The organism is Microbispora hainanensis (genome assembly GCF_006874475.1).
Taxonomy (GTDB): domain Bacteria; phylum Actinomycetota; class Actinomycetes; order Streptosporangiales; family Streptosporangiaceae; genus Microbispora; species Microbispora hainanensis.
The window spans coordinates 62139-83842 of sequence record NZ_VIRM01000025.1; the positions used below are offsets into that span (position 1 = coordinate 62139).

A 21704-nucleotide genomic window follows, 5' to 3' on the forward strand; every position below is an offset into this window, starting at 1 on the left:
ACCATCCCGCGCGCGTGTGACCGGCTCGCTTGCGTAACCCCACTTTGTAACACCGTCAGCCCCATCCTGCGCCGCGCCGTCACACCAATCAAGTGCCCACTCCGGGCCGCCTGCGGCCGGCCTGTGTCATTCCGGGCCGCCTGCGGCCGGCCTGTGTCATTCCGGGCCGCCTGCGGCCGGCCTGTGTCATGCGGCCCTCCGGCTGCCTTGTGTGACCGCCACGCAGACGAGCACGGCCAGGGCCGCCGCGATCGTCGCGGCGCCGATCTCCTCGCCGAGCAGCAGCCAGGCCCACACCAGCGTGAGCAGCGGCTGCGCGAGCTGGATCTGCCCCGCACGGGCGATCCCGCCCATCGAGAGCCCGGCATACCACGGGATGAAGCCGAGAAACATCGACACCAGCCCGACGTACGCGAACCCGGCGAGCGACTCGGCCGAGGGCTCCACCGGTGTGGTCAGAGCCAGCACGGCCGTCACGGGCACGGTGAGCGGGGCCGAGAGCACCAGGGCGTAGGAGATGACGCGCCAGCCGGGCGTCTCCCTGGCCAGGCGCCCGCCCTCGGTGTAGCCGACGGCGGCCGACAGCAGGGCGAGCACGAGCAGCACGTCCGCCCCGGCGAGGCGGCTCGTGCCCCGCGTAAGCGTGAACACGGTGATCGACAGTGCGCCCGCCACGCAGGCCGCCCAGAACAGGGGTCTCGGCCGCTCCCCCGCCCGCAGCACGGCGAACGCGGCCGTGGCGGCCGGGAGCAGGCCGATGACGACGGCGGAGTGGGCCGTGCTCGCGCCGCCGTCCAAGGCCAGGCCGCTGAACAGCGGGAAGCCGATGACCACGCCCAGCGCGATCATCGCGTACGACCGCAGATGGGCGCGGGGCGGCAGCAGCGGCGCCCCGGCGGCCTTCAGGCAGATCACCGCGGCGAGCGCCGCGAGCGCGGCGCGCCCGATCGCGACGAGATACGGATCGAATCCCCGCATCGCGAACACGGTGCCCGGAAACGACCCAGAGAACGACAGCACGCCCACACCGGCCAGCAGACTGCCCCGCCACGCCGAACGCCGCGGGACGGCCGCTATCGGGAGGACATCAGTAGCGCTATTGTCAGTTTTCATGAATGACGATAGCAGTATCGCCCGGCTAGCCGCGATCCTCCGGGAGGAGGCGGAGCGGGCGCGGCCGGGCGAACGGCTGCCGTCGAGCAGGGAGATCATGCGCCGCCTCGGCGTGGGCCCGGTGACGGTCTCGCGGGCGATCGCGCAGCTCGCGGCGGAGGGCCGGGTCGTCACCCGCCCCGGCGCGGGAGTGTTCGCGGCCCCCGCCCGGCGGCCCGTCGCCGAGACGCCCGACCTGTCGTGGCAGACCGTGGCCCTGGGCGACCGGGTGGTGGACGACTCGGCGACGGCGAGCCTGCTGGCCCAGCCCCCCGACGGCGTCGTGCCGCTCACGGGCGGCTATCTCAACCCCGAGCTGCGCCCGGTGACGGCGCTGGCCGCGGCGGCCGCGCGAGCCGTACGCCGGCCGGAGGCGTGGAGCATGCCTCCACTGAACGGCCTGCCGGAGCTGCGCCGGTGGTTCGCCGCCGAGGTCGGCGGCGCGGTGACGCACAGCGATGTGCTCGTGGTCAGCGGCGGCCAGTCGGCGCTCACCCTCGCGTTCCGCGCGCTGGCGGCTCCCGGCTCGCCGATCCTCGTCGAGACTCCCACCTACCCGGGAGCGCTGGCGGCGGCGAGAGCGGCCGGGCTGCGGCCGAGCGCGGTGCCGCTCGACCGCGACGGCGTGCGGCCCGACCTGCTGGCAGAGGCGTTCGCGATGACGGGGGCGCGGGTGTTCTACTGCCAGCCGACGCTGCACAACCCCACGGGCGCGACGCTGACCCGCGAGCGCAGGGAGCAGGTGCTCGCCGTGGCGCGGGCGGCGGGCGCGTTCGTGATCGAGGACGACTACGCGCGTTATCTGGCCACGGGACCCGTCCCGCCGCCCATGGTGACCATGGACACCCACGGCACGGTGGTTCACATCCTGTCGCTGAGCAAGATCACCTCACCGAGCCTGCGGGTGGCCGGCCTGACCGCGCGGGGCCCGGCCGCGCACCGGCTGCGCGCCTGCCAGGTGGTGGAGTCGTTCTTCGTCGCCCGGCCCCTGCAGGAGACGGCCGCCGAGTTCGTGGGCTCCACCGCCTGGCGGCGTCACCTCGGCACGGTCCGGCAGGAGATCGGCGTACGGCAGGCCACGCTGCTGGCGGGGCTCGCCCGCCACGCGCCCGCGGCCGAGGTGCAGCTGACGCCCGCCGGCGGCCTGCACGTCTGGGTGCGGCTGCCCCCCGGCACCGACGAGGCGGAGGTGGTGGAGGCGGCGCAGGCACAGGGCGTGCTGGTGAGCCCGGGGCGCATCTACTACCCCTCCGAGCCCCCGGGACCGCGGCTGCGGCTCACGCACACGGCCGCGATCGGCCTGGCCGAGCTGGAAGAGGGAATCCGCCGTCTTGCCCCGGTCTTGTCCCACCTGTCACATCAGTCCCACCAGTGAACCTTTGCCCCGGCTGAGCCGTCTTTTCTCTGTCACCCTTCAACCCCCTCACAGAGGAGACACCGTGCGCGTCCGGTCTCTGTTGATCGCGTTATGCGCCGTGCTCGCGTCAGCCGGCCTGCTCGTCGTCCCGTCCGCCGCCATGGCCGCCCCCGCCATGGCCGCCCCCACCGTGGCCGCCCGCACCGTGGGCGTCTCCGCCGGGACCTCCTCCGCGTCGGCGGGCTGCTACCGCCAGGTCGGCGACCACTGGGAGTGCGTCACGCCCGGCGCGTTCTGCCCGGCGGCGGCCCACGGCAGGAACGGAACCTCGCAGGACGGCGACTCCTACCGGTGCGTGCAGGACGGCTCCTACTGGCGATGGAAGCCGGCCGGCTCCTCCGGCGGCACGACGCCGAAGCCCAAGCCGACGGTCAAGCCGGAGCCGAAGCCGTCGGGGCCGAAGTGCTCCCGGAAATACCTGCCGCTGCCGGACCCGAAGTGCCAGCCGGGGGCGCGCAACCCCGCCGTCACCCAGAAGACGATCAAGTCCACGATCTGCGCCCCCGGTTACAGCAGGAAGGTCGCGCCTCCGGCGAGCTACGTCAACGCCCTGCGCGTCACGCAGATCGCCCAGTACGGCTACGCGGACAGGAAGCCGTCGCACTACAAGGAGGACCACCTCATCCCGCTCTCCCTGGGCGGTTCGCCCAAGAGCGCGAAGAACCTGTGGCCCCAGCCGGTTCTGGCAGGCAAGGGCAAGACCCCGGCCGCCAAGGACGCGGTCGAGCTCACCCTGTGGAGGGCCGTGTGCCGCGGCGAGGTGCCGCTCGCCAAGGCGCAGCAGGCCATCGCCAAGAACTGGCGGACCGCAGTGCGACGGCTCGCTCTCTAGACGGCTTTCTCTACGACCCGGGGGTCATCGGCGCTCCTGCCGCCGACGCCCGCCCCGCCGGTGCTCGTCCTGCCGGTGCTCGTCCGGCAGGCGCTCGCGACGCTCCTTGTTCCGCAGCGCCAGATAGGCCAGGTAGCTGAAGCGCATGAGATTCTCCTCGGAATAGTCGACACCAGTGAAATGCTTGCGATGGTGTTGTTATTTCACGACCTCCGACTGTCGTAAAGTGGTCACGAGGGGTGATCGATCATGACGGGCCCGGCGGAGCTGCTCCGCGACTTCGTGAACACCTACGACGTCGAGGGAGACGCCGACGAGCTGGCCTCGCCGGCCGAGCTGTCCGTCTGGCTGCGCGAACGGGGGCTGATCGCCGACGACGACCGCGCCGCCGACGAGGACCTCGCGATGGCGACCCAGCTACGCGAAGGACTGCGCGCCGCACTGCGCGGCAACCACGACGGGGGTCCGTACGAGGTTCCGGAGGGGCTGGACGCGGCACTGGCGCAGTTGCCGGTGCGCGTGACGCTCTCGGCCGGGACGCCGGCGCTCGAGCCCGTGGGGTCCGGAGTGACGGGCGGGCTGGCACGGCTGGCGGCGCTGATTCCGGCCGCCCACGCCGACGGCAGCTGGCCACGGCTGAAGGTCTGCGCCGAGAGCACCTGTCAATGGGCGTTCATCGACTCCTCGAAAAACCGGTCTCGCTCCTGGTGCTCCATGCGCGTCTGCGGAAACCGCACAAAAACCCGGGCATATCGGGCACGACGCCAGGCGGAAGGTACGCCGAGGCCCTCCTGACCAGTACGGTGTTACAGGCTAAGAAAGGAGCCCGTCGAATGGGTGTTAGAGCTGCCCGCCTCGAAGACGTCGACGCGGTGACCAGCACCCAGATCCGGGCGTGGAAGGCGGTTTATCGCGACTTCCTGCCACCGATCCCGTTGGAACAGATGACGGGGCCGGCGGCGGAGAAGATGTGGCGCCGCCAGTGGGAGGAGGCGATCCTCTCGCCGCCCACGCCCCGCCACCGTCTGCTCGTCGCCGTCGAGCGGGTGGTGCCCGACACCGACGCGTTCACCGCGCTCGGCCCCGGCGGCATCCTGGCGACCGCCGCGCAGCGTGCCTCCGACCGGGTCGTGGGGCTGGCGTCGCACGGACCCGCCGAGGACCCCGACCTTCACCCGGCCACCACGGCCGAGTTGATGACGTTGCTCGTCGATCCCAACCACATCCGGCGAGGACACGCCAGCAGGCTGCTCAACGCGACCGTCGACCACCTGCGCGAGGACGGCTACAACACCGTCGTCACCTGGGTCTTCGCCGACAACCACCCGATGATCGGCTTCCTGGAGTCGGCCGGCTGGGGCGAGGACGAGGCCGAGCGCGTTCTCGACATGGGCCGCCCGATCCGGATGATCCGCCTCACCACCGACATCAGCTGACTCGCCTCCTTTCCTGCCCGTCCGTACGGCTTGTGCCCCCGGCGGCGTCGCCTCCGCCAACCCCGCTGTCACGAGAAGATGGGGGATTGGCCAAACTAGGTACGCCTTCACCGGCTACGCACAGGTAGGAAAAGGGAGTCACGTGGCCACCCCAGCTCAATGGTTAGCGGGCGCACGCCCCCGTACGCTGCCCGCCGCCGTCATCCCGGTCGCCGTCGGCACCGGAGCCGCCGTCGCCGAGGACGGCGCGATCTGGTGGCGCGCCCTGCTCGCGCTGTTCGTCGCGCTGGCGCTGCAGATCGGGGTCAACTACGCCAACGACTACAGCGACGGCATCAAGGGCACCGACAAGGACCGCGTGGGACCCCTGCGCCTGGTCGGTTCGGGCGTCGCGGCCCCCAAGCACGTGCTCGCCGCCGCCCTCGGCTGCTTCCTCGCCGCCGCGGTCGCCGGCCTCGTCCTCGTGGTGGTCACCCAGGCGTGGTGGCTGCTGCTCGTCGGCCTCGCCTCCATCCTCGCGGCCTGGTTCTACACCGGAGGCTCCCGCCCGTACGGCTACCGGGCGCTCGGGGAGATCTCGGTCTTCGTGTTCTTCGGCATCGTGGCCGTCGCCGGGACGACGTACGTCCAGGTGGAGCGGCTGACCTGGCTCTCGCTGGCCGCCGCCGTGCCCGTGGGGCTGCTCGCCTGCGCGCTCCTCATGGTCAACAACCTGCGCGACATCGTGACCGACGGCCCCTCCGGCAAGCGCACGCTGGCCGTCGTGCTGGGCGACAGCCGTACGCGCCTGGCCTACTCGGCCACCCTGGTGCTGCCCTTCGTGTTCGCGCTCGCCCTGGTGCCGGTGCGCCCCTTCGCCGCGCTGACCGTGCTGGCGCTCCCCCTCGTGGCCGCCCCGATCAAGACGGTCCGCTCCGGCGCGACCGGTCCCGCGCTCATCGCGACGCTCCAGCAGACCGGCCGCCTGCAACTCGTGTTCGGCGCCTTGTTCACCCTCGGTCTGGCCCTGTTCTGACCGGGTCCCCGGATGGACCACGTGTGGACCCGGGACCGGCCCCTGCGGTGGCTGCTGATCGACGAGTACACGGACACCCCAGGTATCGCGATGGGGGTCTGCGCCGACATCGACGGGCTGTTCGCCGCACCCGAGCCGCTGCCAGAGCCGGAGCGCTTCACGCTGCTCGGCTGCGACCCGGCCGGTCCCCTGCGCGAGGCCCTGGACGCGGCGCCGGCTCCTCACGGCGTTGGGGCCTGGCTGCCGACCGTCATGCTCGATCCGCAGCGGCCGCCGCCGCACGGCTGTGAGCGCTACGACACGGGCTGCTCCTGCTCGGAGGAGCTGTTCGACGTGGAGGTGCTCGGCCACCGGCCCTCTTCCGAGGGGCACGGCCTCGTGGACGTCGAACTGCGGGGGCGCCTGCGGATCCTGCCGGAGACGCACTGGCCGCCCGCGCAGCCTCCGGAGGCGCAGAGCTTCCTTCTCCACGGCCAGGCCGGGGAGCCGCTGGGCACGTGCCGCCGCACCACCGGGGTAGGTGGTGTCCTCCGTCGTCACCGGAGCGACCCCCTCCCGGCTGGACCCCGGGCTCCTCGACATCACCCTCGACGGCGGTTTCGACGAGCCGTACCCCGACGGAGCCCGCGAGATCTGGGACCTCTGGCACGCGGGGCGGCCCTCACAGCGCAACCTCTGGGCCGCGTACGACCGCCGCCTGCGGCACGAATGGGCCGCCATCTCGTCCCCGGCTACGACCGGCCCGCGTACGCCCTGCGTTCCTGGCGCCCGGCCGTCACTCTGGACGAGCTGCTCGGCATGTTCGCCGAGGTGGACGTCACCGTCGAGTTGCGCTGACGCCGCCGCTCCGGCCGGGCGCGAGGACCTCCGGACGCGGCACACCGTCGCCGGCAGCCGGGCCGCATCCGGAAGGTCCCATGGAGGAGCGCGTCGCCCCTGAGGCGATCAGCCCTGGGGCACGAGCCGGTCCTTGATGAGCGCGATCACCTCGTCGAACCGCGCGTCCATCTTGTCGAACCGCTCGTCCACGACGTCGAACCGGGCGTCCATGCCGTCCAGCCGCTGATCGATACCGTCAAGACGGATCTCGACGCGATCGATTCGCGCGTCCATCTTGTCGAGCCGCTCGTCCACGGCGTCGAAGCGGACGTCCATGCCGTCCAGCCGCTGATCGATACCGTCAAGACGGATCTCGACGCGATCGATTCGCGCGTCCATCTTGTCGAGCCGCTCGTCCACGGCGTCGAACCGGGCGTCCATGCCGTCCAGCCGCTGATCGATGCTGTCGAGACGGGTCTCGACGCGGTCCATCCGCGTGTCCAGACCGTCAAGACGGGTCTCGACGTGACCCATCCGCGTGTCCAGGCCGTCGAGACGGTGGTTGACGACTTTGAGCTCGGCCTCGATACCGAGAGAGCGGTCCTCCATCGCGATGAACCGCTCGTCGGTGAGGTCGAACCTGGCCCTCATCTCGGCGAAGCGCGAGTCCATACGCGAGCGGAACTCCATCACGTCGTCGCGCGTCGCCTGGAACAGGCGGATGTTCGCGCCCTGCGCCTGCTGGATGTCCAGGCGCGCACGCTCGACCTTGTCGTCGACGGCGTGAATGAGGATCTTGAAGGACTGCATGTCCGTCTCGAGTGCCGTGACGCGCTCTTCGAGCTCCATGCCGGCCATGGTAGTCATGCCTTTCTCCGGGGGGTCGTCGTTTGGAACGGGCCGCCGGGCGGCGGTCCGGGGGACAACCATGCCCTAGGACGGAAGCGGCTTCGAACCGCTTCGGACCACCGAAAACCGTTCTGGAGAAGGACCTGAACCGCGTGGATGACGTTTGCCGCCCCGGGTAGACGACTCGAACTCCCTGAGCGCCCTCCGCCGCGCGAACTGGGAAGATGGCGGCGAAACGCCGAAGGCGCCCGCTCGTACCCGCGATGCGTGAATTGCTTGCCCGGAACGCGGGGCGCCGCTTGCATGTCTCCATGCCGACCCTGCGGATGGCGTCCTAACCGAGATGGACCGCTGTCCGCGGCCCGGCCTGTCCCCGACGAGGACAGGCCGGGCGGCTGCCGAAGACTACTGCAGGTCGAGGAGGCGCTCCAGGCCCACGGTGAGGCCGTCGAGCCCCTGCACGCGGCGGACGGCCAGCAGGACGCCCGGCGTGAACGACGCCCGGTTCATCGTGTCGTGCCGGATCGTGAGGGTCTCCCCCTCGCCCCCCAGGATGACCTCCTGGTGGGCGATCAGCCCGGCGAGCCGTACGGCGTGCACGTGGACGCCGTCGACGTCCGCGCCCCTGGCGCCGTCGAGCGCGGTGGTGGTCGCGTCGGGAGAGGGTCCGAGCCCCGCCTCGCGCCGCGCCCGCGCCACCAGCTCCGCCGTACGGCGGGCGGTGCCGGAGGGGGCGTCGGCCTTGTGCGGGTGGTGCAGCTCGACGATCTCCACCGACTCGAAGTGCCTTGCCGCCTGCGCGGCGAAGTGCATCATCAGCACGGCCGCGATGCCGAAGTTGGGGGCGATGAGCGCGTTGGTGCCGGGGTTGGCGGCCAGCCACCCCCGCACGGTCTCCAGCCGCTCGGCGTCGAAGCCCGTCGTGCCCACGACCGTGTGGATGCCGTGGGAGATGCACCACTTCAGGTTGTCCATGACGACGTCGGGGTGGGTGAAGTCCACCACCACCTCGGCGCCGGTCAGCGCGTCGAGCGGATCGTCCTTGTCGACCTCCGCCACGAGTTCCAGGTCATCGGCCGCCGCGACGGCCTTGCACACTTCCACACCCACGCGCCCGCGGGCGCCGAGAACACCGACCTTAATCACGCGCCCAAGGCTATACGTGACGGCGGCGGGCGGAACGGCGAGGAGCGGGCCGACGCGCCCGAGCCCGTACGGCGGGAGGCGCCGCCCCCGGCGCGAGCCGTAACGGGCGGACGAGCGGCCGGGCCGCGGCAAGCGAGCGGCCCGCACGTCCCAGGAACGCGAGAGGCCGCGTCGGCGCGGAAGGGCGCCGGCGCGGCCTCAGCGGCACGGTCAGGCGATGGCGGAGCCGAAGTCCTTGTCGGAGTAGGGCCCGATCACCGCCAGGGTCAGCGGCCGGTTGAGGATGTCCTCGGCGACCGCGGCGATCTCCTCGGGGGTGACCGCCTCGATCCGCCCGAGCACCTCGTCGACCGTCATGAGCCGCTCGTACACGAGCTCGCTCTTGCCGATCCTGGACATGCGGGAGCCGGTGTCCTCAAGCCCGAGCACCAGGCCGCCGCGCATCTGGCCCTTGCCGCGGGCGATCTCCTCGGCGGTGATCCCCTCGGCGACGACCCTGGCCACCTCGTCGCGGCAGATCTTCAGCACGTCGTCCACCTTCGAGGGCAGGCAGCCCACGTAGATGCCGAACTGGCCGGTGTCGGCGTACTGCGAGGTGTAGCTGTAGGCGCTGTAGGCCAGGCCGCGCTTCTCCCGGATCTCCTGGAACAGGCGCGACGACATGCCGCCGCCGAGCGCCGCGTTCAGGACGCCGAGGGCGAAGCGCCGGTCGTCGTTGCGGTGGAACGCGGTCATGCCGAGGACCAGGTTGGCCTGCTCGGTGGGCCGGTCGACCACCCGGACGCCGGTCCTGACGTCCACGCCGGGGCCGCCGATGCGCGGCGGCGCGGGCTCGGCGGAGCCGCCCAGCGCGCCCGCCCGCTCGTACGCCGCCGCGACCAGCGCGACCACCCGCTCGTGGTCCACGTTGCCCGCCACCGACACCACGGTGCGCGGCGGGACGTAGAACCGCTGGTAGTACTCGCGGATGCGGTCACGGGTGAGCGCGTTGATCGACTCCTCGTTGCCGAGGATCGGACGGCCGATCGGCGTGTCGCCGTACAGCGCGGCGGAGAACTGCTCGTGCACCACGTCGGAGGGGTCGTCGTCGTGCATGGCGATCTCCTCCAGGATCACGCCGCGCTCCGACTCCACGTCCTCCTCGGTGATCAGCGAGGAGGTCACCACGTCGGCGAGCACGTCGATCGCCAGCGGCAGGTCCTCGTCGAGCACCCGGGCGTAGTAGCAGGTGTACTCCTTGGCGGTGAACGCGTTGATCTCACCGCCGATGCCCTCGATGGACGCCGAGATCTCCATGGCGTCGCGCGTGGGCGTGCCCTTGAAGAGCAGGTGCTCCAGAAAGTGGGTGGCTCCCATGTGCTCGGGGGCCTCGTCGCGTGAACCGATGCCCACCCACAGGCCGACCGCCACGCTGCGCACGGTCGGCATCGTCTCGGTCACGACCCGAAGGCCGCCGGGCAGGACGGTGCGGCGGATGACCCCCGCGCCGTCCTTGCCCGGAAACAGAGTCTCGGTCGTCACGAGTTGCGCTCGTCCCGGCCGCCACGCGTACGGCTGCGGCTCCGGCGCGGAGTCCGCTGCTCCTCCTCCGCCGGCGCGGCGCCGGCCTCGGCCGGAGCGGGCGCGCCCTCGCCGTTCTCGGCGGCGGCGTCCTTCTCGGCGGCCTCCTTCTCGACCACCTCGACCGGCACCAGCGAGAGCTTGCCGCGCGAGTCGATCTCGGCGATCTCCACCTGGATCTTCTCGCCGACGTTCATGACGTCCTCGACGTTCTCGATCCGGCGGCCGCCGTGCAGCTTGCGGATCTGCGAGACGTGCAGCAGGCCGTCCTTGCCCGGCAGCAGCGAGACGAACGCGCCGAAGGCGGCGATCTTGACGACCGTGCCCAGGTAACGCTCGCCGACCTCCGGCATGTGCGGGTTCGCGATGCCGTTGATCAGCGTGCGGGCGGCCTCGGCGGACGGGCCGTCCGTGGCGCCGATGTAGATCGTGCCGTCGTCCTCGATGGTGATCTCGGCGCCCGTGTCGTCCTGGATCTGGTTGATCATCTTGCCCTTGGGACCGATGACCTCGCCGATCTTGTCGACCGGCACCTTGATCGTGATGATGCGCGGCGCGGTCGGGTTCATCTCCGCCGGGGAGTCGATGGCCTCCTGCATCACGTCGAGGATCGCCAGGCGGGCGCCCCTCGCCTGCTTCAGCGCGGCGGCGAGCACGTGGGCCGGGATACCGTCCAGCTTGGTGTCGAGCTGGAGCGCGGTGATCAGGTCCTTGGTGCCGGCGACCTTGAAGTCCATGTCGCCCATCGCGTCCTCGGCGCCGAGGATGTCGGTCAGCGTGACGTAGGTGTCACCCTCGCCGATGAGGCCCATCGCGATGCCGGCGACCATCTCCTTGAGCGGCACGCCCGCGTCGAGCAGGGCCATCGTGGAGGCGCAGACCGACCCCATCGAGGTCGAGCCGTTCGACCCGAGCGCCTCCGACACCTGGCGGATGGCGTACGGGAACTCCTCGCGCGACGGCAGCACGGGGATCAGCGCCCGCTCGGCGAGCGCGCCGTGGCCGATCTCGCGGCGCTTCGGCGAGCCGACGCGGCCCGTCTCACCCGTGGAGTACGGCGGGAAGTTGTAGTTGTGCATGTAGCGCTTGGTCCGCTCGGGATTGAGCGTGTCGATCATCTGCTCCATGCGCAGCATGTTGAGCGTGGTGACGCCGAGGATCTGCGTCTCGCCCCGCTCGAACAGGGCCGAGCCGTGCACCCGCGGCACCACGTGGACCTCGGCGTTGAGCTGCCGGATGTCCTTCGGGCCACGGCCGTCGATGCGGACGCCCTCGTTGATGACGCGCTCGCGCATCAGCTTCTTGGTGAGCGCCCGGAACGCGGCGCTGATCTCCTTCTCGCGGCCCTCGAAGTCGGGCAGCAGCTTCTCCGCCGCCAGCATCTTGACGCGCTCGATCTCCAGCTCGCGCTCCTGCTTGCCCGCGATCGTCAGCGCCGAGGCGAGCTCGCTCTTGACGGCGGCGGTAACGGCCTCCAGGACGTCGTCCTGGTAGTCGAGGAAGATCGGATACTCGGCGGTCGGCTTGGCGGCGACCTCGGCCAGCTTCGACTGGGCCTCGCAGAGCACCTTGATGAACGGCTTGGCGGCCTCCAGGCCCTGGGCCACGGCCTCCTCGGTCGGGGCGACCGCGCCCTCGACGACCAGCTTGAGCGTGTCGCGGGTCGACTCGGCCTCGACCATCATGATCGCGACGTCGCCGTCGGCCAGGACGCGCCCGGCGACGACCATGTCGAACGTGGCGCGCTCGAGCTCGGTGTGAGTCGGGAACGCCACCCACTGGCCGTCGATCAGCGCGACGCGCACGCCGCCGATCGGGCCGGAGAACGGCAGCCCGGCGAGCTGCGTGGACATGCTCGCGGCGTTGATCGCGATCACGTCGTACAGGTGCTCGGGGTGCAGGGCCATGACCGTCGCGACGATCTGGATCTCGTTGCGCAGGCCCTTGACGAACGACGGGCGCAGCGGCCGGTCGATCAAACGGCAGGTCAGGATCGCGTCCTCGGACGGCCTGCCCTCACGGCGGAAGAACGAGCCGGGAATGCGGCCGGCCGCGTACATCCGCTCCTCGACGTCCACCGTCAGCGGGAAGAAGTCCAGGCTCTCCTTGGGATGCTTGGACGCGGTGGTCGCGGACAGGATCATCGTCTCGTCGTCCAGGTAGGCGACGGCGCTACCCGCCGCCTGCCGGGCGAGCCGCCCGGTCTCGAACCTGATCGTGCGCGTGCCGAACGGACCGTTGTCGATAACGGCCTCTGTGCTGTGGACACCCTCCACGGGGGACCTCCTCTTCGGGTCGGTCTCCCCGCGTCCTCTTTTCGCCGGGCTCCCCGTTCAGGTGCAGTGCCGGTCTTCGATCGAAGCGCCCGGTCCGTCCGCACGGCTGTCGCCGTGCCGACCGGGGGCCACTACCGAGGACCGGCCCTCTCACGCCGCGGGATCGCGCTGCGGCTTGCTTGCGGACGCGGGGCACTGTGTCTCGGCTATTCAGTTGTCTCGGCTATGGAGTTGTCGTGCTCAGCCATTGTGGCCGGTTATGGAAAAGGAGCGGCGAAGAATCGCCGCTCCTTCCTCACCTTATCGGCGAAGGCCCAGCCGCTCAATGAGGGAGCGATAGCGGGTGATGTCCTTGGCCTGCAGGTACTTCAGCAGCCGGCGCCGGCGGCCCACCAGCAGGAGCAGACCACGGCGGCTGTGGTGGTCGTGCTTGTGGGTCTTGAGGTGCTCCGTGAGGTCGCTGATCCGCTTGCTCAGAAGCGCGATCTGGACCTCCGGCGACCCGGTGTCACCCTCGCTGGTGCCGTACTCGCCGATGATGGACTTGGTGGTAGCGGCGTCAAGCGACACTGCTTCTCCATTCTGGTGAAATGGCACGCGCAACGATTCCCATCCCGCGAACGACCGTGCGTGCCTACAGTCGCCGTGACAGGACAGCCGGGTGGCTCACACCACCTGAGCATGGCTGACATACAACCTTACCAGCCCGTAGGACACGGCCCGTCACGCCTGCCCTTCAGGACGTGAACGCCCGCGCCCTGGCCACGTCGTCGTGCATCTGCTCGATCAGCGCCTCGATCGAGTCGAACCGCAGCGTGTCGCGCAGCCGGGCGCCGAAGTCGACGGCCACGTGCGCGCCGTACAGGTCCAGGTCGTCGCGGTCCAGCGCGTACGCCTCGACCGTGCGCTCCACCCCGTCGAAGGTGGGGTTGGTCCCGATCGAGATCGCGGCCGGCCAGCACTCCCCCTCGTACGGCGAGGGGCTCTGGGTGCACTGCAGCCATCCCGCATAGACGCCCTCGGCGGGGATGGCCGTGTTGGGCGGCGACTCGACGTTCGCGGTGGGGAAGCCGAGCGCCCGGCCCCGCTGGTGGCCGCGGACCACCACGCCCTCCACCCTGTGGGGCCGGCCCAGCAGGGCGGCCGCGCCCGCGACGTCACCCTCGGACAGCCGCTCCCTGATCAGGGTGGAGGAGATGGCGTCGCCGTCGCTGACCAGGGGCACGCCCTCGGCCGTGAAGTCGTACTTCTCCCCCAGCGTCCGCAGGCTCTCCAGGTCGCCCGACGCCTTGTGGCCGAAGCGGAAGTTCTCCCCCACCACGACCCCCGCCGCGTGCAGCCGGTCGACCAGCGCCGTCTGGACGAACTCGTCCGGCGACATCCGGGAGAACTCCAGCGTGAACGGCAGCACGCACACGGCGTCGACGCCCAGCGCGTGGAGCAGCTCGACCCTGCGCTCGGTGGTGGTGAGCCGCGGCGGGTGGCTGCCGGGCCGCACCACCTCGTCGGGGTGCGGGTCGAAGGTGATCGCCACGGCGGGCAGCCCCAGTTCGCGGGCCATCTCGACCGCGCGGGCCACCATCCGCTGGTGACCGAGATGCACGCCGTCGAACACGCCGATCGTGACGACGGACCTGCCCCAGTCCTGCGGGACCTCGTCCAGCCCGTGCCAGCTCTGCACCTCGACCTCGCTTCTGTGTTCATCTGCCGTGCCGTCGGCGAGGCGGCCTAATCGCCTCGCCTGGGAACCGCGCAGTAGACAAGACTGCCATGCCCCGGGGGGTGCCGGGGCACCAGCCCCCGGCCTCAGGAGACGAAGACCACCAGAGGCCGGGCCGTCCCGCCCCGTTCCTCGGCGAGCGCGAGCAGCGTGCCGTCCGGCCCGAAGACGCCGATCGGGCCCGGCCCGAGGCCCGCCGCGCGCAGCCGCCCGCCGTGGGCGACCAGCCGCGCTTCGTCCTCACCCACGTCCCTGCGGGGGAAGGCCGCCGCCACCGCGTCGGCCATGGGCATGATCACGCACTCCCGGGAGAGATCCTCGATGGTGCGCGCCGCCTCGATGCCGTACGGCCCGACCCGGGTGCGGCGCAGCCGGGTGAGATGGCCGCCGACGCCGAGCGACGCGCCGAGGTCGCGGGCCAGCGCGCGGATATAGGTGCCGCTGGAGCAGGTGATCACGGCGTCCAGGTCCACCGTCTCCGGGCCCCGCCGGATCTCCCCCACCTCGAACGCGTGGATCGTGACCGGCCGGGCGGCCAGCTCCACCTCCTCACCGGCGCGGGCCCGCTTGTAGGCCCGCTGCCCGTCCACCTTGATGGCGCTGACCTGCGGCGGCACCTGCATGATCTCGCCGGTGAGCGCGGCGACGCCCTTGTGCACCTGGTCGTCGGTCACGTGCCCGGCGGCGGTGGCGATCACCTCGCCCTCGGCGTCGTCGGTGTTCGTCGTCACGCCGAGGCGGATCGTCGCCTCGTAGACCTTCTCGGTCAGCGCGAGGTGCCCGAGGAGGCGGGTCGCCTTCTCGACCCCGATCACCAGCACGCCGGTGGCCATCGGGTCGAGCGTGCCCGCGTGGCCGACCTTGCGGGTGCCCGCGATGCCGCGCATCTTGCCGACCACGTCGTGCGACGTCCAGTCGGACGGCTTGTCCACGATGATCAGGCCGCTCGGCGGCGGCGTCCTTCTCGCCCTGGGCGTGCTCATGACCGGCTCCCTTCCGGAGTGAGGAGGGGACGCAGGGCGGCCATCGTGTCCGCGACGGACAGCGCCGAGGAGAACCCGGCGGCACGCGCGTGGCCGCCGCCGCCGAGCGCGGCGCAGGCCCGGGCCACGTCCACCGCGCCCTTCGACCGGGTCGAGACGTTCCAGCGGCCCTCGTCGTCCTCCTTGAGCACGACCGCGACCTCCGCCTCGTCGACCCGGCGCACGACGTCGATCACGCCTTCGACCTCGTCGTATGGCAGGCCCTCGGCGGCGCGGTCGGCGCGGCTCACGTAGGTCCACACCAGGCCCAGGCCGCCCGCGGCGTCCGGCTCCAGGACGGCCCGCCCGAGCGCCGTGCCGAGCACCCGCAGGTACGCGAAGGGCGAGCGGTCCCACAACTCCCTGGCGATCTCCTCCGGGCGCAGCCCCGTGGCCAGCAGCCGACCGGCCATGGCATGCGCGGCCGGGGTGGTGATGGAGTGCCGGAAGGAGCCGGTGTCGGTCACCAGCCCCACGTACAGGCAGGTGGCGACCTCACGATCGACCGGGAGACCGAGCCGGTTGATGAGCTCCTCGACGACCATCGTGGTCGAGGCCGCCCCGGGATCCACGAGGTGGACCGTCCCGAAGCGGGTGTTCGACACGTGGTGGTCGATCACGAGAAGTTCGCGGGCCTTGCCCGCGTGCGGCGCGAGCAGGCCCAGCCGCTCCATCGTGGAGGCGTCGAAGGTGATCATCAGGTCGGGCTCCGCAGGGTAGGCCGAGGGCTCCACCAGGAGGTGCTGCCCGGGCAGGAACCGCAGCAGCCGGGGCACGGCGAACACGCGGTCGCCGAAGGACGCGACGACCTTTCTGCCGGTGGACGCGAGCGCCAGCCCGAGGCCCAGCATCGAGCCGAGGGCGTCCCCGTCCGGGGACACGTGACAGGCGAGCGCCACCCTGTCGGCGGCGCGGATCAGTTCGGTCGCACGCCGCCAGTCCGCCTCGCCGACGGCGCTTTCGTTCGTGGTCACCGGGCGGGATGCCCCGCGCGGCCGCTGGGCTCGTCCTCGCCCGCCTCCTCGGCCGCCTCCTCCGCCGCCTCGGCGTCGAGGTCCTCCTCGAACCGGTAGGGATCGGCGTCTCCGGCGAACTTCGCGCCCTCCGCCTGGCGGGCGATCTCCGCGTCCTTCTTCTTGGCCAGCTCGAACAGGTCGTTCATGTGGCGAGCGCTGTCCGGAAGCGGGTCGTGCACGAACGTGAGACCGGGGGTGTGCCGCAGGCCGGTCTGCCGGCCGACCTCGGAGCGGATGATGCCCTTCGCGCTCTCCAGGGCGGCGGCCGTGTCGGCACGCTCCGCCTCGGAGCCGAAAACCGTGTAGTAGACGGTCGCGTCGCTCAGGTCCGCGGTGACCCTGGTGTCGGTCACCGTCACGAACCCCAGCCGCGGATCCTTGATCCGCCGCTCCAGCATCTCCGCGACCACCTGCTGGATGCGATCGGCCAGCTTCCTGGCACGCGCTGCGTCCATGCTCACGCTCCCTCGTATCTGTACGGCTGGCGCGCGGGCCCCGGCCGTCTATTCCTCGTGGTCGTTGAAGAGCCGCCGCCGCGCGGACAGCAACTCGATCTCGGGGTGGTAGGCGACCAGGCGTTCGCAGGCGTCGAGCACCTCGTCGCAGTTGGCCGCGGACGCCGACACCACGGCGACGCCGATCTCGGCGCGCCGGTGCAGGTCGAGGTGTCCCGCCTCGGCGACGGCGACGGCGGGATACTTGCGCTGGATCTCGGCGATGAGCGGCCGGACCACCGAGCGCTTCTGCTTCAGCGAACGGACGTCGCCGAGCAGGATGTCAAGAGTAAGAGCACCGATGAACATGGGTCGTCACCACGTCAGCGAACGCCCGGCCGCCGCCCCCGCGCGTGGCGGGGGCGGCGGAACGGCGCGTCAGACGCGCGGCTTCTCCTGCATCTCGAACGTCTCGATGACGTCCTCGACCCGGATGTCGCTGTAGCCGATACCGATACCGCACTCGAAGCCCTCGCGGACCTCGGTCGCGTCGTCCTTGAAGCGACGCAGCGACGAGACGGTGAGGTTGTCGGCCACCACGACGCCGTCGCGGATGAGCCGGGCCTTGCTGTTGCGGGTGATGACGCCCGAGCGCACGATCGAACCGGCGACGTTGCCGATCCGCGGGACCTTGAAGACCTCGCGAATCTCGGCGGTGCCGGTCCTGACCTCCTCGAACTCCGGCTTCAGCATGCCCTTGAGGGCCGCCTCGATCTCCTCGATCGCCTGGTAGATGACCGAGTAGTAGCGGATGTCAACGCCCTCGCGCTCGGCCAGGTCGCGCGCCCGCACCTCGGGACGCACGTTGAAGCCGATGATGACGGCGTTGTCGTCGCCCATCGCCAGGTTGACGTCGTGCTCGGTGATGGCGCCGACCGCGCGGTGGAGCACCCGCAGGCGCACCTCCTCGCCGACGTCGATCTTGAGCAGCGCGTCCTCCAGGGCCTCGACGGAACCGGAGACGTCACCCTTGATGATGAGCTTGAGCTCGTCGACCTGGCCCTTCTCGAGGTCCTTGAACAGCTCCTCGAGGGTGCGGCGACGGCCGGACCTGGCCATGTCGGCGATGCGCTGCCTGGCCGCCCGCTGCTGGGCGATCTGGCGGGCCATGCGGTCGTCGGTGACGACGATGAAGTTGTCACCGGCACGCGGGACGGCCGTCAGACCGAGGACCAGGACCGGACGCGACGGGTCGGCCTCTTCGACCGTCTCGCCGTTGTCGTCCAGCATCGCGCGGACGCGGCCGAAGGCCTCGCCACAGACGATCGAGTCGCCCACCCGCAGCGTGCCGCGCTGCACGAGCACGGTCGCCACCGGGCCGCGGCCCTTGTCGAGGTGCGCCTCGATCGCGAGACCCTGAGCGTCCATCTCCGGGTTGGCCCGCAGGTCGAGCTCGGCGTCCGCGGTCAGCAGGATGGCCTCGAGCAGGTTCTCGATGCCGATGCCCTGCTTGGCCGAGATGTCGACGAAGAGGGTGGAGCCACCGAACTCCTCGGCCACCAGGCCGTACTCGGTGAGCTGGGCCCGCACCTTGGTCGGGTCCGCGCCCTCCTTGTCGATCTTGTTGACCGCCACCACGACCGGGACGTTCGCCGCCTGGGCGTGGTTCAGCGCCTCGATGGTCTGCGGCTTCACACCGTCGTCGGCCGCGACCACCAGCACCGCGATGTCGGTGGCCTGCGCACCACGGGCACGCATGGCGGTGAACGCCTCGTGACCCGGGGTGTCGATGAAGGTGATCTTCCGCGGCTCGCCCTCGTGCGTCGTCCCCACCTGGTAGGCGCCGATGTGCTGGGTGATGCCGCCTGCCTCGCGGGCCACCACGTTGGTGTGGCGGATCGCGTCGAGCAGCTTCGTCTTACCGTGGTCGACGTGACCCATGACGGTCACGACCGGCGGACGCGGCGCGAGGTCGGCCTCGTCGCCCTCGTCCTCGCCGAACTCGATCTTGAAGGACTCGAGGAGCTCGCGGTCCTCCTCCTCCGGGCTGACGACCTGGATCTCGTAATCCAGCTCGGCGCCGAGAAGCTGAAGCGTCTCCTCGTTGACCGACTGGGTCGCCGTCACCATCTCGCCGAGGTGCAGCATGATCTGCACGAGCGAGGCGGGGTTGGCGCCGATCCGGTCGGCGAAGTCCGACAGGGACGCGCCACGCGGAAGGCGGATCGTCTGGCCGCCGCCACGCGGAACCTGCACGCCGCCGATCGCCGGGGCCTGCATGTTGTCGAACTCCTGGCGCCTCTGGCGCTTGGACTTGCGGCCACGGGTCGGACGGCCACCCGGACGCCCGAACGCGCCCGCCGTGCCGCCACCGCGACCACGGCCGCCGCCACCACCGGGACGGCCGGCGAAACCGCCGCCGCCACCGCCGGGACCGCCGCCCGGACCACCGGGACGACCGGCACCCGTGGCGCCGGGACGCGGACCGCCGAAGCCACCACCGGGACGACCGCCGCCGCCACCCGGACGGCCACCGCCACCACCGGGACCACCGGGACGGCCACCGCCGCCGGGACCACCGGGACGACCGCCCGGCGCGGCCGGACGGCCCTGCGGCATCATCATCGGGTTCGGACGCGGACCACCGGGACGCGGGCCACCGGCGCCGGGGCCGGGGCGCGGACCGCCCATGCCCGGTCCGGGACGCGGACCAGCGGGCCCGGGACGCGGGCCACCGGCGCCCGGAGCGCCGGAACGCGCGCCCGGCGGACGCGGCATGGCTCCGTCGCGCGCGCCGTCACGACGCGGCTCGCGCGGAGCGCCGTCGCCACGGTCGGGACGGTCCCCGCGGTCGGGACGACCACCGTCACGGCCACCGGGCCGCGCGGGGCGCTGGCCCATGCCGCTGGCGGTCGAGGAGAACGGGTTGTTGCCCGGACGCGGGCCACGCGGGCCCGGCTTGGGCGCACCGGGACGCGGAGCGCCACCGGTGGGCGCGCCGGGACCGGCGGGTGCGCCACCCGGGCGCGGAGCCGGAGCCGGCGCCGGCCGGGGACCCGGCTTGGGCGCACCGGCGCCTGGGCCGCCCGGCCTCGGGCCTGCGGCCGCCGGACGCGGACCCTCGGGACGGGGCGCCTGCGGGCGGACGGCCTCGGGGCCGGGTGTGCCCGGCTGGGACACCGGCGGGTGAGGCATCGGAACCGGACGCGGAGCGGGCCGCGGGCCGGGCTTCGGACCCGGCTTGGCCACCGCGCCGGTGGACTGTGAAACGGGCGCCTGCGCGGCGCCCCCGTTGGCCTGGCTCTCTGCCGGCCTCGGCGCAGGCTTCGGCTGCGCCGGACGGGCGGGCTTCCCCCCGCCCTTGGAGGCGTCACCCTTGAACGCCTCGGTCAGTTTGCGGACGACCGGCGCCTCTATCGTCGAGGACGCCGACCTCACGAACTCGCCCATTTCGGTGAGCTTGGCCATCACGACCTTGCTCTCGACCCCGAACTCCTTGGCGAGCTCGTATACCCGGACCTTCGCCACTGCACTCCCTAACTCGGCCCGGGAGGCTAGCAGTGCCGCCGGACCGTCGCTACCTGAACGTACTCATCGCCGCGTGCTCATCAGGCGCTCATAGCAATCTGACTCCGCCCATCAACTCGGCGTCCTACATGACAATTTCGTCGTGCCCTGGCTCCCGGAGCCGATACCGAGGGCCAGCGGTAACCATTCACCCGGACCGCCCCGGCGTCAACCCCTCCAAGTGAGCCCGCAAGAGCGACGTATCGAGCGGTCCCTCCACGCGAAACGCGCGTGGGAACGCCCGGCGACGCTCGGCGAGCTCCAGACAGCGCGGGGACGGATGCAACGAGGCACCACGTCCCGGGAGCCGTCCTCGCGTGTCGGGGACGATCACGCCCTCGACCGCGACCAGGCGGAGCAACTCGGACTTTACCGTGCGAACCCGGCAGCCCACACACGTTCTCAGCGGGGCTGCCTGGTAACCATATTCCAGCTTACCTCGCCGACGCATCAGCGGGATCAGCAGGTGCCTGCTCGGTGTCTGGACGGATGTCGATCCGCCAGCCCGTAAGACGGTTGGCGAGGCGGGCGTTCTGGCCCTCCTTGCCGATCGCCAGGGACAACTGGTAGTCGGGCACGATCACACGCGCGGTGCGGTTCTCGGCGTCGACCACCTCGACACGGGAAACACGCGCGGGCGACAGGGCATTCCCGACGAACTCGGCCGGATCCTCCGACCAGTCGATGATGTCGATCTTCTCGCCGTGCAGCTCCGTCATGACGTTGCGCACGCGCGAGCCCATCGGGCCGATGCAGGCGCCCTTGGCGTTGACGCCGGGCTTGCGCGACCGCACCGCGATCTTCGTGCGGTGGCCGGCCTCGCGGGCGATGGCCGCGATCTCCACCGTCCCGTCGGCGATCTCCGGCACCTCCAGCGCGAAGAGCTTCTTCACCAGGTTGGGGTGCGTGCGCGACAGGGTGACCGACGGCCCCTTGGGCCCCTTCTTCACCTGCACCACGTAGCAGCGGATGCGCTCGCCGTGCGCGTACTCCTCGCCCGGCACCTGCTCGTTGTGCGGCAGGATCGCCTCGATCTTGCCTAGGTCGACCAGCACCACCCGCGGGTCCTTGCCCTGCTGGATGACGCCCGCGACCAGCTCGCCCTCGCGGCTGGCGAACTCGCCGAAGTTCACCTCGTCCTCGGCGTCGCGCAGCTGCTGGAGGATCACCTGCTTGGCCGTGGTGGCGGCGATCCTGCTGAAGTTGGACGGGGTGTCGTCGTACTCCCGCACGACCTCGCCGTTCTCGTCCAGCTCGGCGGCCCAGATGATCACATGGCCCGTGACGCGGTCCAGCTCGGCCCGCGCCTTCTGCGCCGCGCCCTCCGTGCGGAAGTACGCGATCAGCAACGCGTCCTCGATCGCCTTGACGACCAGGTCGAAGGAAATGTCCTTCTCCCGCTCCAGGCTGCGCAGGACGCTCATGTCAATGTCCACAAGGCTC

General features: G+C 71.4%; 21 protein-coding genes. 6 read left to right on the forward strand and 15 right to left on the reverse strand.

Annotated features, from left to right (window positions below):
• Positions 1-186 precede the first annotated feature (186 nt).
• Positions 187-1113: a DMT family transporter gene (locus FLX08_RS20765; RefSeq protein WP_142620542.1), complete on the reverse strand. Its 927-nt coding sequence runs from the start codon at positions 1111-1113 to the stop codon at positions 187-189.
• On the opposite strand from FLX08_RS20765, the gene FLX08_RS20770 reads away from it, so the two are divergent.
• Positions 1112-2527 carry an aminotransferase-like domain-containing protein gene (locus FLX08_RS20770; protein WP_142620543.1) on the forward strand — a complete coding sequence of 472 codons (1416 nt, stop codon included), beginning with the start codon at positions 1112-1114 and terminating at the stop codon, positions 2525-2527. The two genes, FLX08_RS20765 and FLX08_RS20770, sit on opposite strands and share 2 nt — an antisense overlap.
• 64 nt (positions 2528-2591) lie before the next feature.
• Positions 2592-3401 (forward strand): hypothetical protein, encoded by an 810-nt coding sequence (locus tag FLX08_RS20775; RefSeq protein WP_167530505.1) that lies wholly within the window; start codon positions 2592-2594, stop codon positions 3399-3401.
• Between the two features lie 24 nt (positions 3402-3425).
• Here the strand turns inward: FLX08_RS20775 and FLX08_RS42965 are convergent, their stop codons facing one another.
• Positions 3426-3548: a hypothetical protein gene (locus tag FLX08_RS42965; protein ID WP_280117121.1), complete on the reverse strand. Its 123-nt coding sequence runs from the start codon at positions 3546-3548 to the stop codon at positions 3426-3428.
• 102 nt (positions 3549-3650) lie between these two features.
• On the opposite strand from FLX08_RS42965, the gene FLX08_RS20780 reads away from it, so the two are divergent.
• The 4 genes from FLX08_RS20780 to FLX08_RS20795 all read left to right on the forward strand — a co-directional run bounded on the left by FLX08_RS20780 (position 3651) and on the right by FLX08_RS20795 (position 6689).
• The gene (locus FLX08_RS20780; RefSeq protein ID WP_142620545.1) at positions 3651-4196 is read left to right on the forward strand and encodes a CGNR zinc finger domain-containing protein; all 546 of its coding nucleotides are present in this window, start codon (positions 3651-3653) and stop codon (positions 4194-4196) included.
• Positions 4197-4234: 38 nt separating this feature from the next.
• Positions 4235-4837: a GNAT family N-acetyltransferase gene (locus FLX08_RS20785; protein ID WP_142620546.1), complete on the forward strand. Its 603-nt coding sequence runs from the start codon at positions 4235-4237 to the stop codon at positions 4835-4837.
• Positions 4838-4979: 142 nt separating this feature from the next.
• Positions 4980-5852 carry a 1,4-dihydroxy-2-naphthoate polyprenyltransferase gene (locus FLX08_RS20790; RefSeq protein WP_142620547.1) on the forward strand — a complete coding sequence of 291 codons (873 nt, stop codon included), beginning with the start codon at positions 4980-4982 and terminating at the stop codon, positions 5850-5852.
• A 12-nt stretch (positions 5853-5864) separates the two neighbouring features.
• Positions 5865-6689, forward strand: a complete 825-nt coding sequence (locus FLX08_RS20795) for a hypothetical protein (RefSeq protein WP_142620548.1) — start codon at positions 5865-5867, stop codon at positions 6687-6689.
• Positions 6690-6797: 108 nt separating this feature from the next.
• Here the strand turns inward: FLX08_RS20795 and FLX08_RS20800 are convergent, their stop codons facing one another.
• The 13 genes from FLX08_RS20800 to nusA all read right to left on the reverse strand — a co-directional run bounded on the left by FLX08_RS20800 (position 6798) and on the right by nusA (position 21685).
• Positions 6798-7520 (reverse strand): hypothetical protein, encoded by a 723-nt coding sequence (locus FLX08_RS20800; RefSeq protein ID WP_142620549.1) that lies wholly within the window; start codon positions 7518-7520, stop codon positions 6798-6800.
• Positions 7521-7925: 405 nt separating this feature from the next.
• Positions 7926-8666, reverse strand: coding sequence for a 4-hydroxy-tetrahydrodipicolinate reductase (gene dapB, locus FLX08_RS20805; RefSeq protein WP_142620550.1), 741 nt, complete (start codon positions 8664-8666; stop codon positions 7926-7928).
• A 210-nt stretch (positions 8667-8876) separates the two neighbouring features.
• Positions 8877-10187: a M16 family metallopeptidase gene (locus FLX08_RS20810; protein ID WP_142620551.1), complete on the reverse strand. Its 1311-nt coding sequence runs from the start codon at positions 10185-10187 to the stop codon at positions 8877-8879.
• A complete protein-coding gene (locus FLX08_RS20815; protein WP_142620552.1) occupies positions 10184-12502 on the reverse strand; it encodes a polyribonucleotide nucleotidyltransferase in 2319 nt (772 codons plus the stop codon). The genes FLX08_RS20810 and FLX08_RS20815 overlap by 4 nt, the downstream gene beginning before the upstream one ends.
• A gap of 300 nt (positions 12503-12802) precedes the next feature.
• Positions 12803-13072: a 30S ribosomal protein S15 gene (gene rpsO, locus FLX08_RS20820; RefSeq protein ID WP_030510715.1), complete on the reverse strand. Its 270-nt coding sequence runs from the start codon at positions 13070-13072 to the stop codon at positions 12803-12805.
• Between the two features lie 166 nt (positions 13073-13238).
• The gene (locus FLX08_RS20825) at positions 13239-14183 is read right to left on the reverse strand and encodes a bifunctional riboflavin kinase/FAD synthetase (RefSeq protein WP_142620553.1); all 945 of its coding nucleotides are present in this window, start codon (positions 14181-14183) and stop codon (positions 13239-13241) included.
• Positions 14184-14308: 125 nt separating this feature from the next.
• The gene (gene truB / locus FLX08_RS20830; RefSeq protein ID WP_142620554.1) at positions 14309-15205 is read right to left on the reverse strand and encodes a tRNA pseudouridine(55) synthase TruB; all 897 of its coding nucleotides are present in this window, start codon (positions 15203-15205) and stop codon (positions 14309-14311) included.
• Positions 15202-16218, reverse strand: coding sequence for a DHH family phosphoesterase (locus FLX08_RS20835; RefSeq protein ID WP_142620555.1), 1017 nt, complete (start codon positions 16216-16218; stop codon positions 15202-15204). The genes truB and FLX08_RS20835 overlap by 4 nt, the downstream gene beginning before the upstream one ends.
• Positions 16215-16715: a 30S ribosome-binding factor RbfA gene (gene rbfA / locus FLX08_RS20840; protein ID WP_142620556.1), complete on the reverse strand. Its 501-nt coding sequence runs from the start codon at positions 16713-16715 to the stop codon at positions 16215-16217. Before rbfA ends, FLX08_RS20835 begins: the two co-directional genes overlap by 4 nt.
• Positions 16716-16763: 48 nt before the next feature.
• On the reverse strand, positions 16764-17063 hold the full coding sequence (locus FLX08_RS20845) for a DUF503 domain-containing protein (RefSeq protein WP_142620557.1): 300 nt from the start codon (positions 17061-17063) through the stop codon (positions 16764-16766).
• Positions 17064-17132: 69 nt separating this feature from the next.
• The gene (infB, locus tag FLX08_RS20850) at positions 17133-20222 is read right to left on the reverse strand and encodes a translation initiation factor IF-2 (RefSeq protein ID WP_142620558.1); all 3090 of its coding nucleotides are present in this window, start codon (positions 20220-20222) and stop codon (positions 17133-17135) included.
• Positions 20223-20409: 187 nt separating this feature from the next.
• Positions 20410-20712 carry a YlxR family protein gene (locus tag FLX08_RS20855; RefSeq protein WP_142620559.1) on the reverse strand — a complete coding sequence of 101 codons (303 nt, stop codon included), beginning with the start codon at positions 20710-20712 and terminating at the stop codon, positions 20410-20412.
• Positions 20696-21685 carry a transcription termination factor NusA gene (nusA, locus tag FLX08_RS20860; RefSeq protein WP_208761563.1) on the reverse strand — a complete coding sequence of 330 codons (990 nt, stop codon included), beginning with the start codon at positions 21683-21685 and terminating at the stop codon, positions 20696-20698. The genes FLX08_RS20855 and nusA overlap by 17 nt, the downstream gene beginning before the upstream one ends.
• Between the last annotated feature and the right edge of the window lie 19 nt (positions 21686-21704).

What these genes read in the sequence shown, in the direction of transcription:
- FLX08_RS20770 (WP_142620543.1), top strand. Translation starts at nt 1,112, where the DNA reads ATGAATGACGATAGCAGTATCGCCCGGCTAGCCGCGATCCTCCGGGAG.
- FLX08_RS20765 (WP_142620542.1), bottom strand. Translation starts at nt 1,113, where the DNA reads ATGAAAACTGACAATAGCGCTACTGATGTCCTCCCGATAGCGGCCGTC.
- FLX08_RS42965 (WP_280117121.1), bottom strand. Translation starts at nt 3,548, where the DNA reads ATGCGCTTCAGCTACCTGGCCTATCTGGCGCTGCGGAACAAGGAGCGT.
- FLX08_RS20780 (WP_142620545.1), top strand. Translation starts at nt 3,651, where the DNA reads ATGACGGGCCCGGCGGAGCTGCTCCGCGACTTCGTGAACACCTACGAC.
- FLX08_RS20785 (WP_142620546.1), top strand. Translation starts at nt 4,235, where the DNA reads ATGGGTGTTAGAGCTGCCCGCCTCGAAGACGTCGACGCGGTGACCAGC.
- FLX08_RS20795 (WP_142620548.1), top strand. Translation starts at nt 5,865, where the DNA reads ATGGACCACGTGTGGACCCGGGACCGGCCCCTGCGGTGGCTGCTGATC.
- FLX08_RS20800 (WP_142620549.1), bottom strand. Translation starts at nt 7,520, where the DNA reads ATGGAGCTCGAAGAGCGCGTCACGGCACTCGAGACGGACATGCAGTCC.
- truB (WP_142620554.1), bottom strand. Translation starts at nt 15,205, where the DNA reads ATGAGCACGCCCAGGGCGAGAAGGACGCCGCCGCCGAGCGGCCTGATC.
- rbfA (WP_142620556.1), bottom strand. Translation starts at nt 16,715, where the DNA reads ATGGACGCAGCGCGTGCCAGGAAGCTGGCCGATCGCATCCAGCAGGTG.
- FLX08_RS20845 (WP_142620557.1), bottom strand. Translation starts at nt 17,063, where the DNA reads ATGTTCATCGGTGCTCTTACTCTTGACATCCTGCTCGGCGACGTCCGT.
- FLX08_RS20855 (WP_142620559.1), bottom strand. Translation starts at nt 20,712, where the DNA reads ATGCGTCGGCGAGGTAAGCTGGAATATGGTTACCAGGCAGCCCCGCTG.
- nusA (WP_208761563.1), bottom strand. Translation starts at nt 21,685, where the DNA reads ATGAGCGTCCTGCGCAGCCTGGAGCGGGAGAAGGACATTTCCTTCGAC.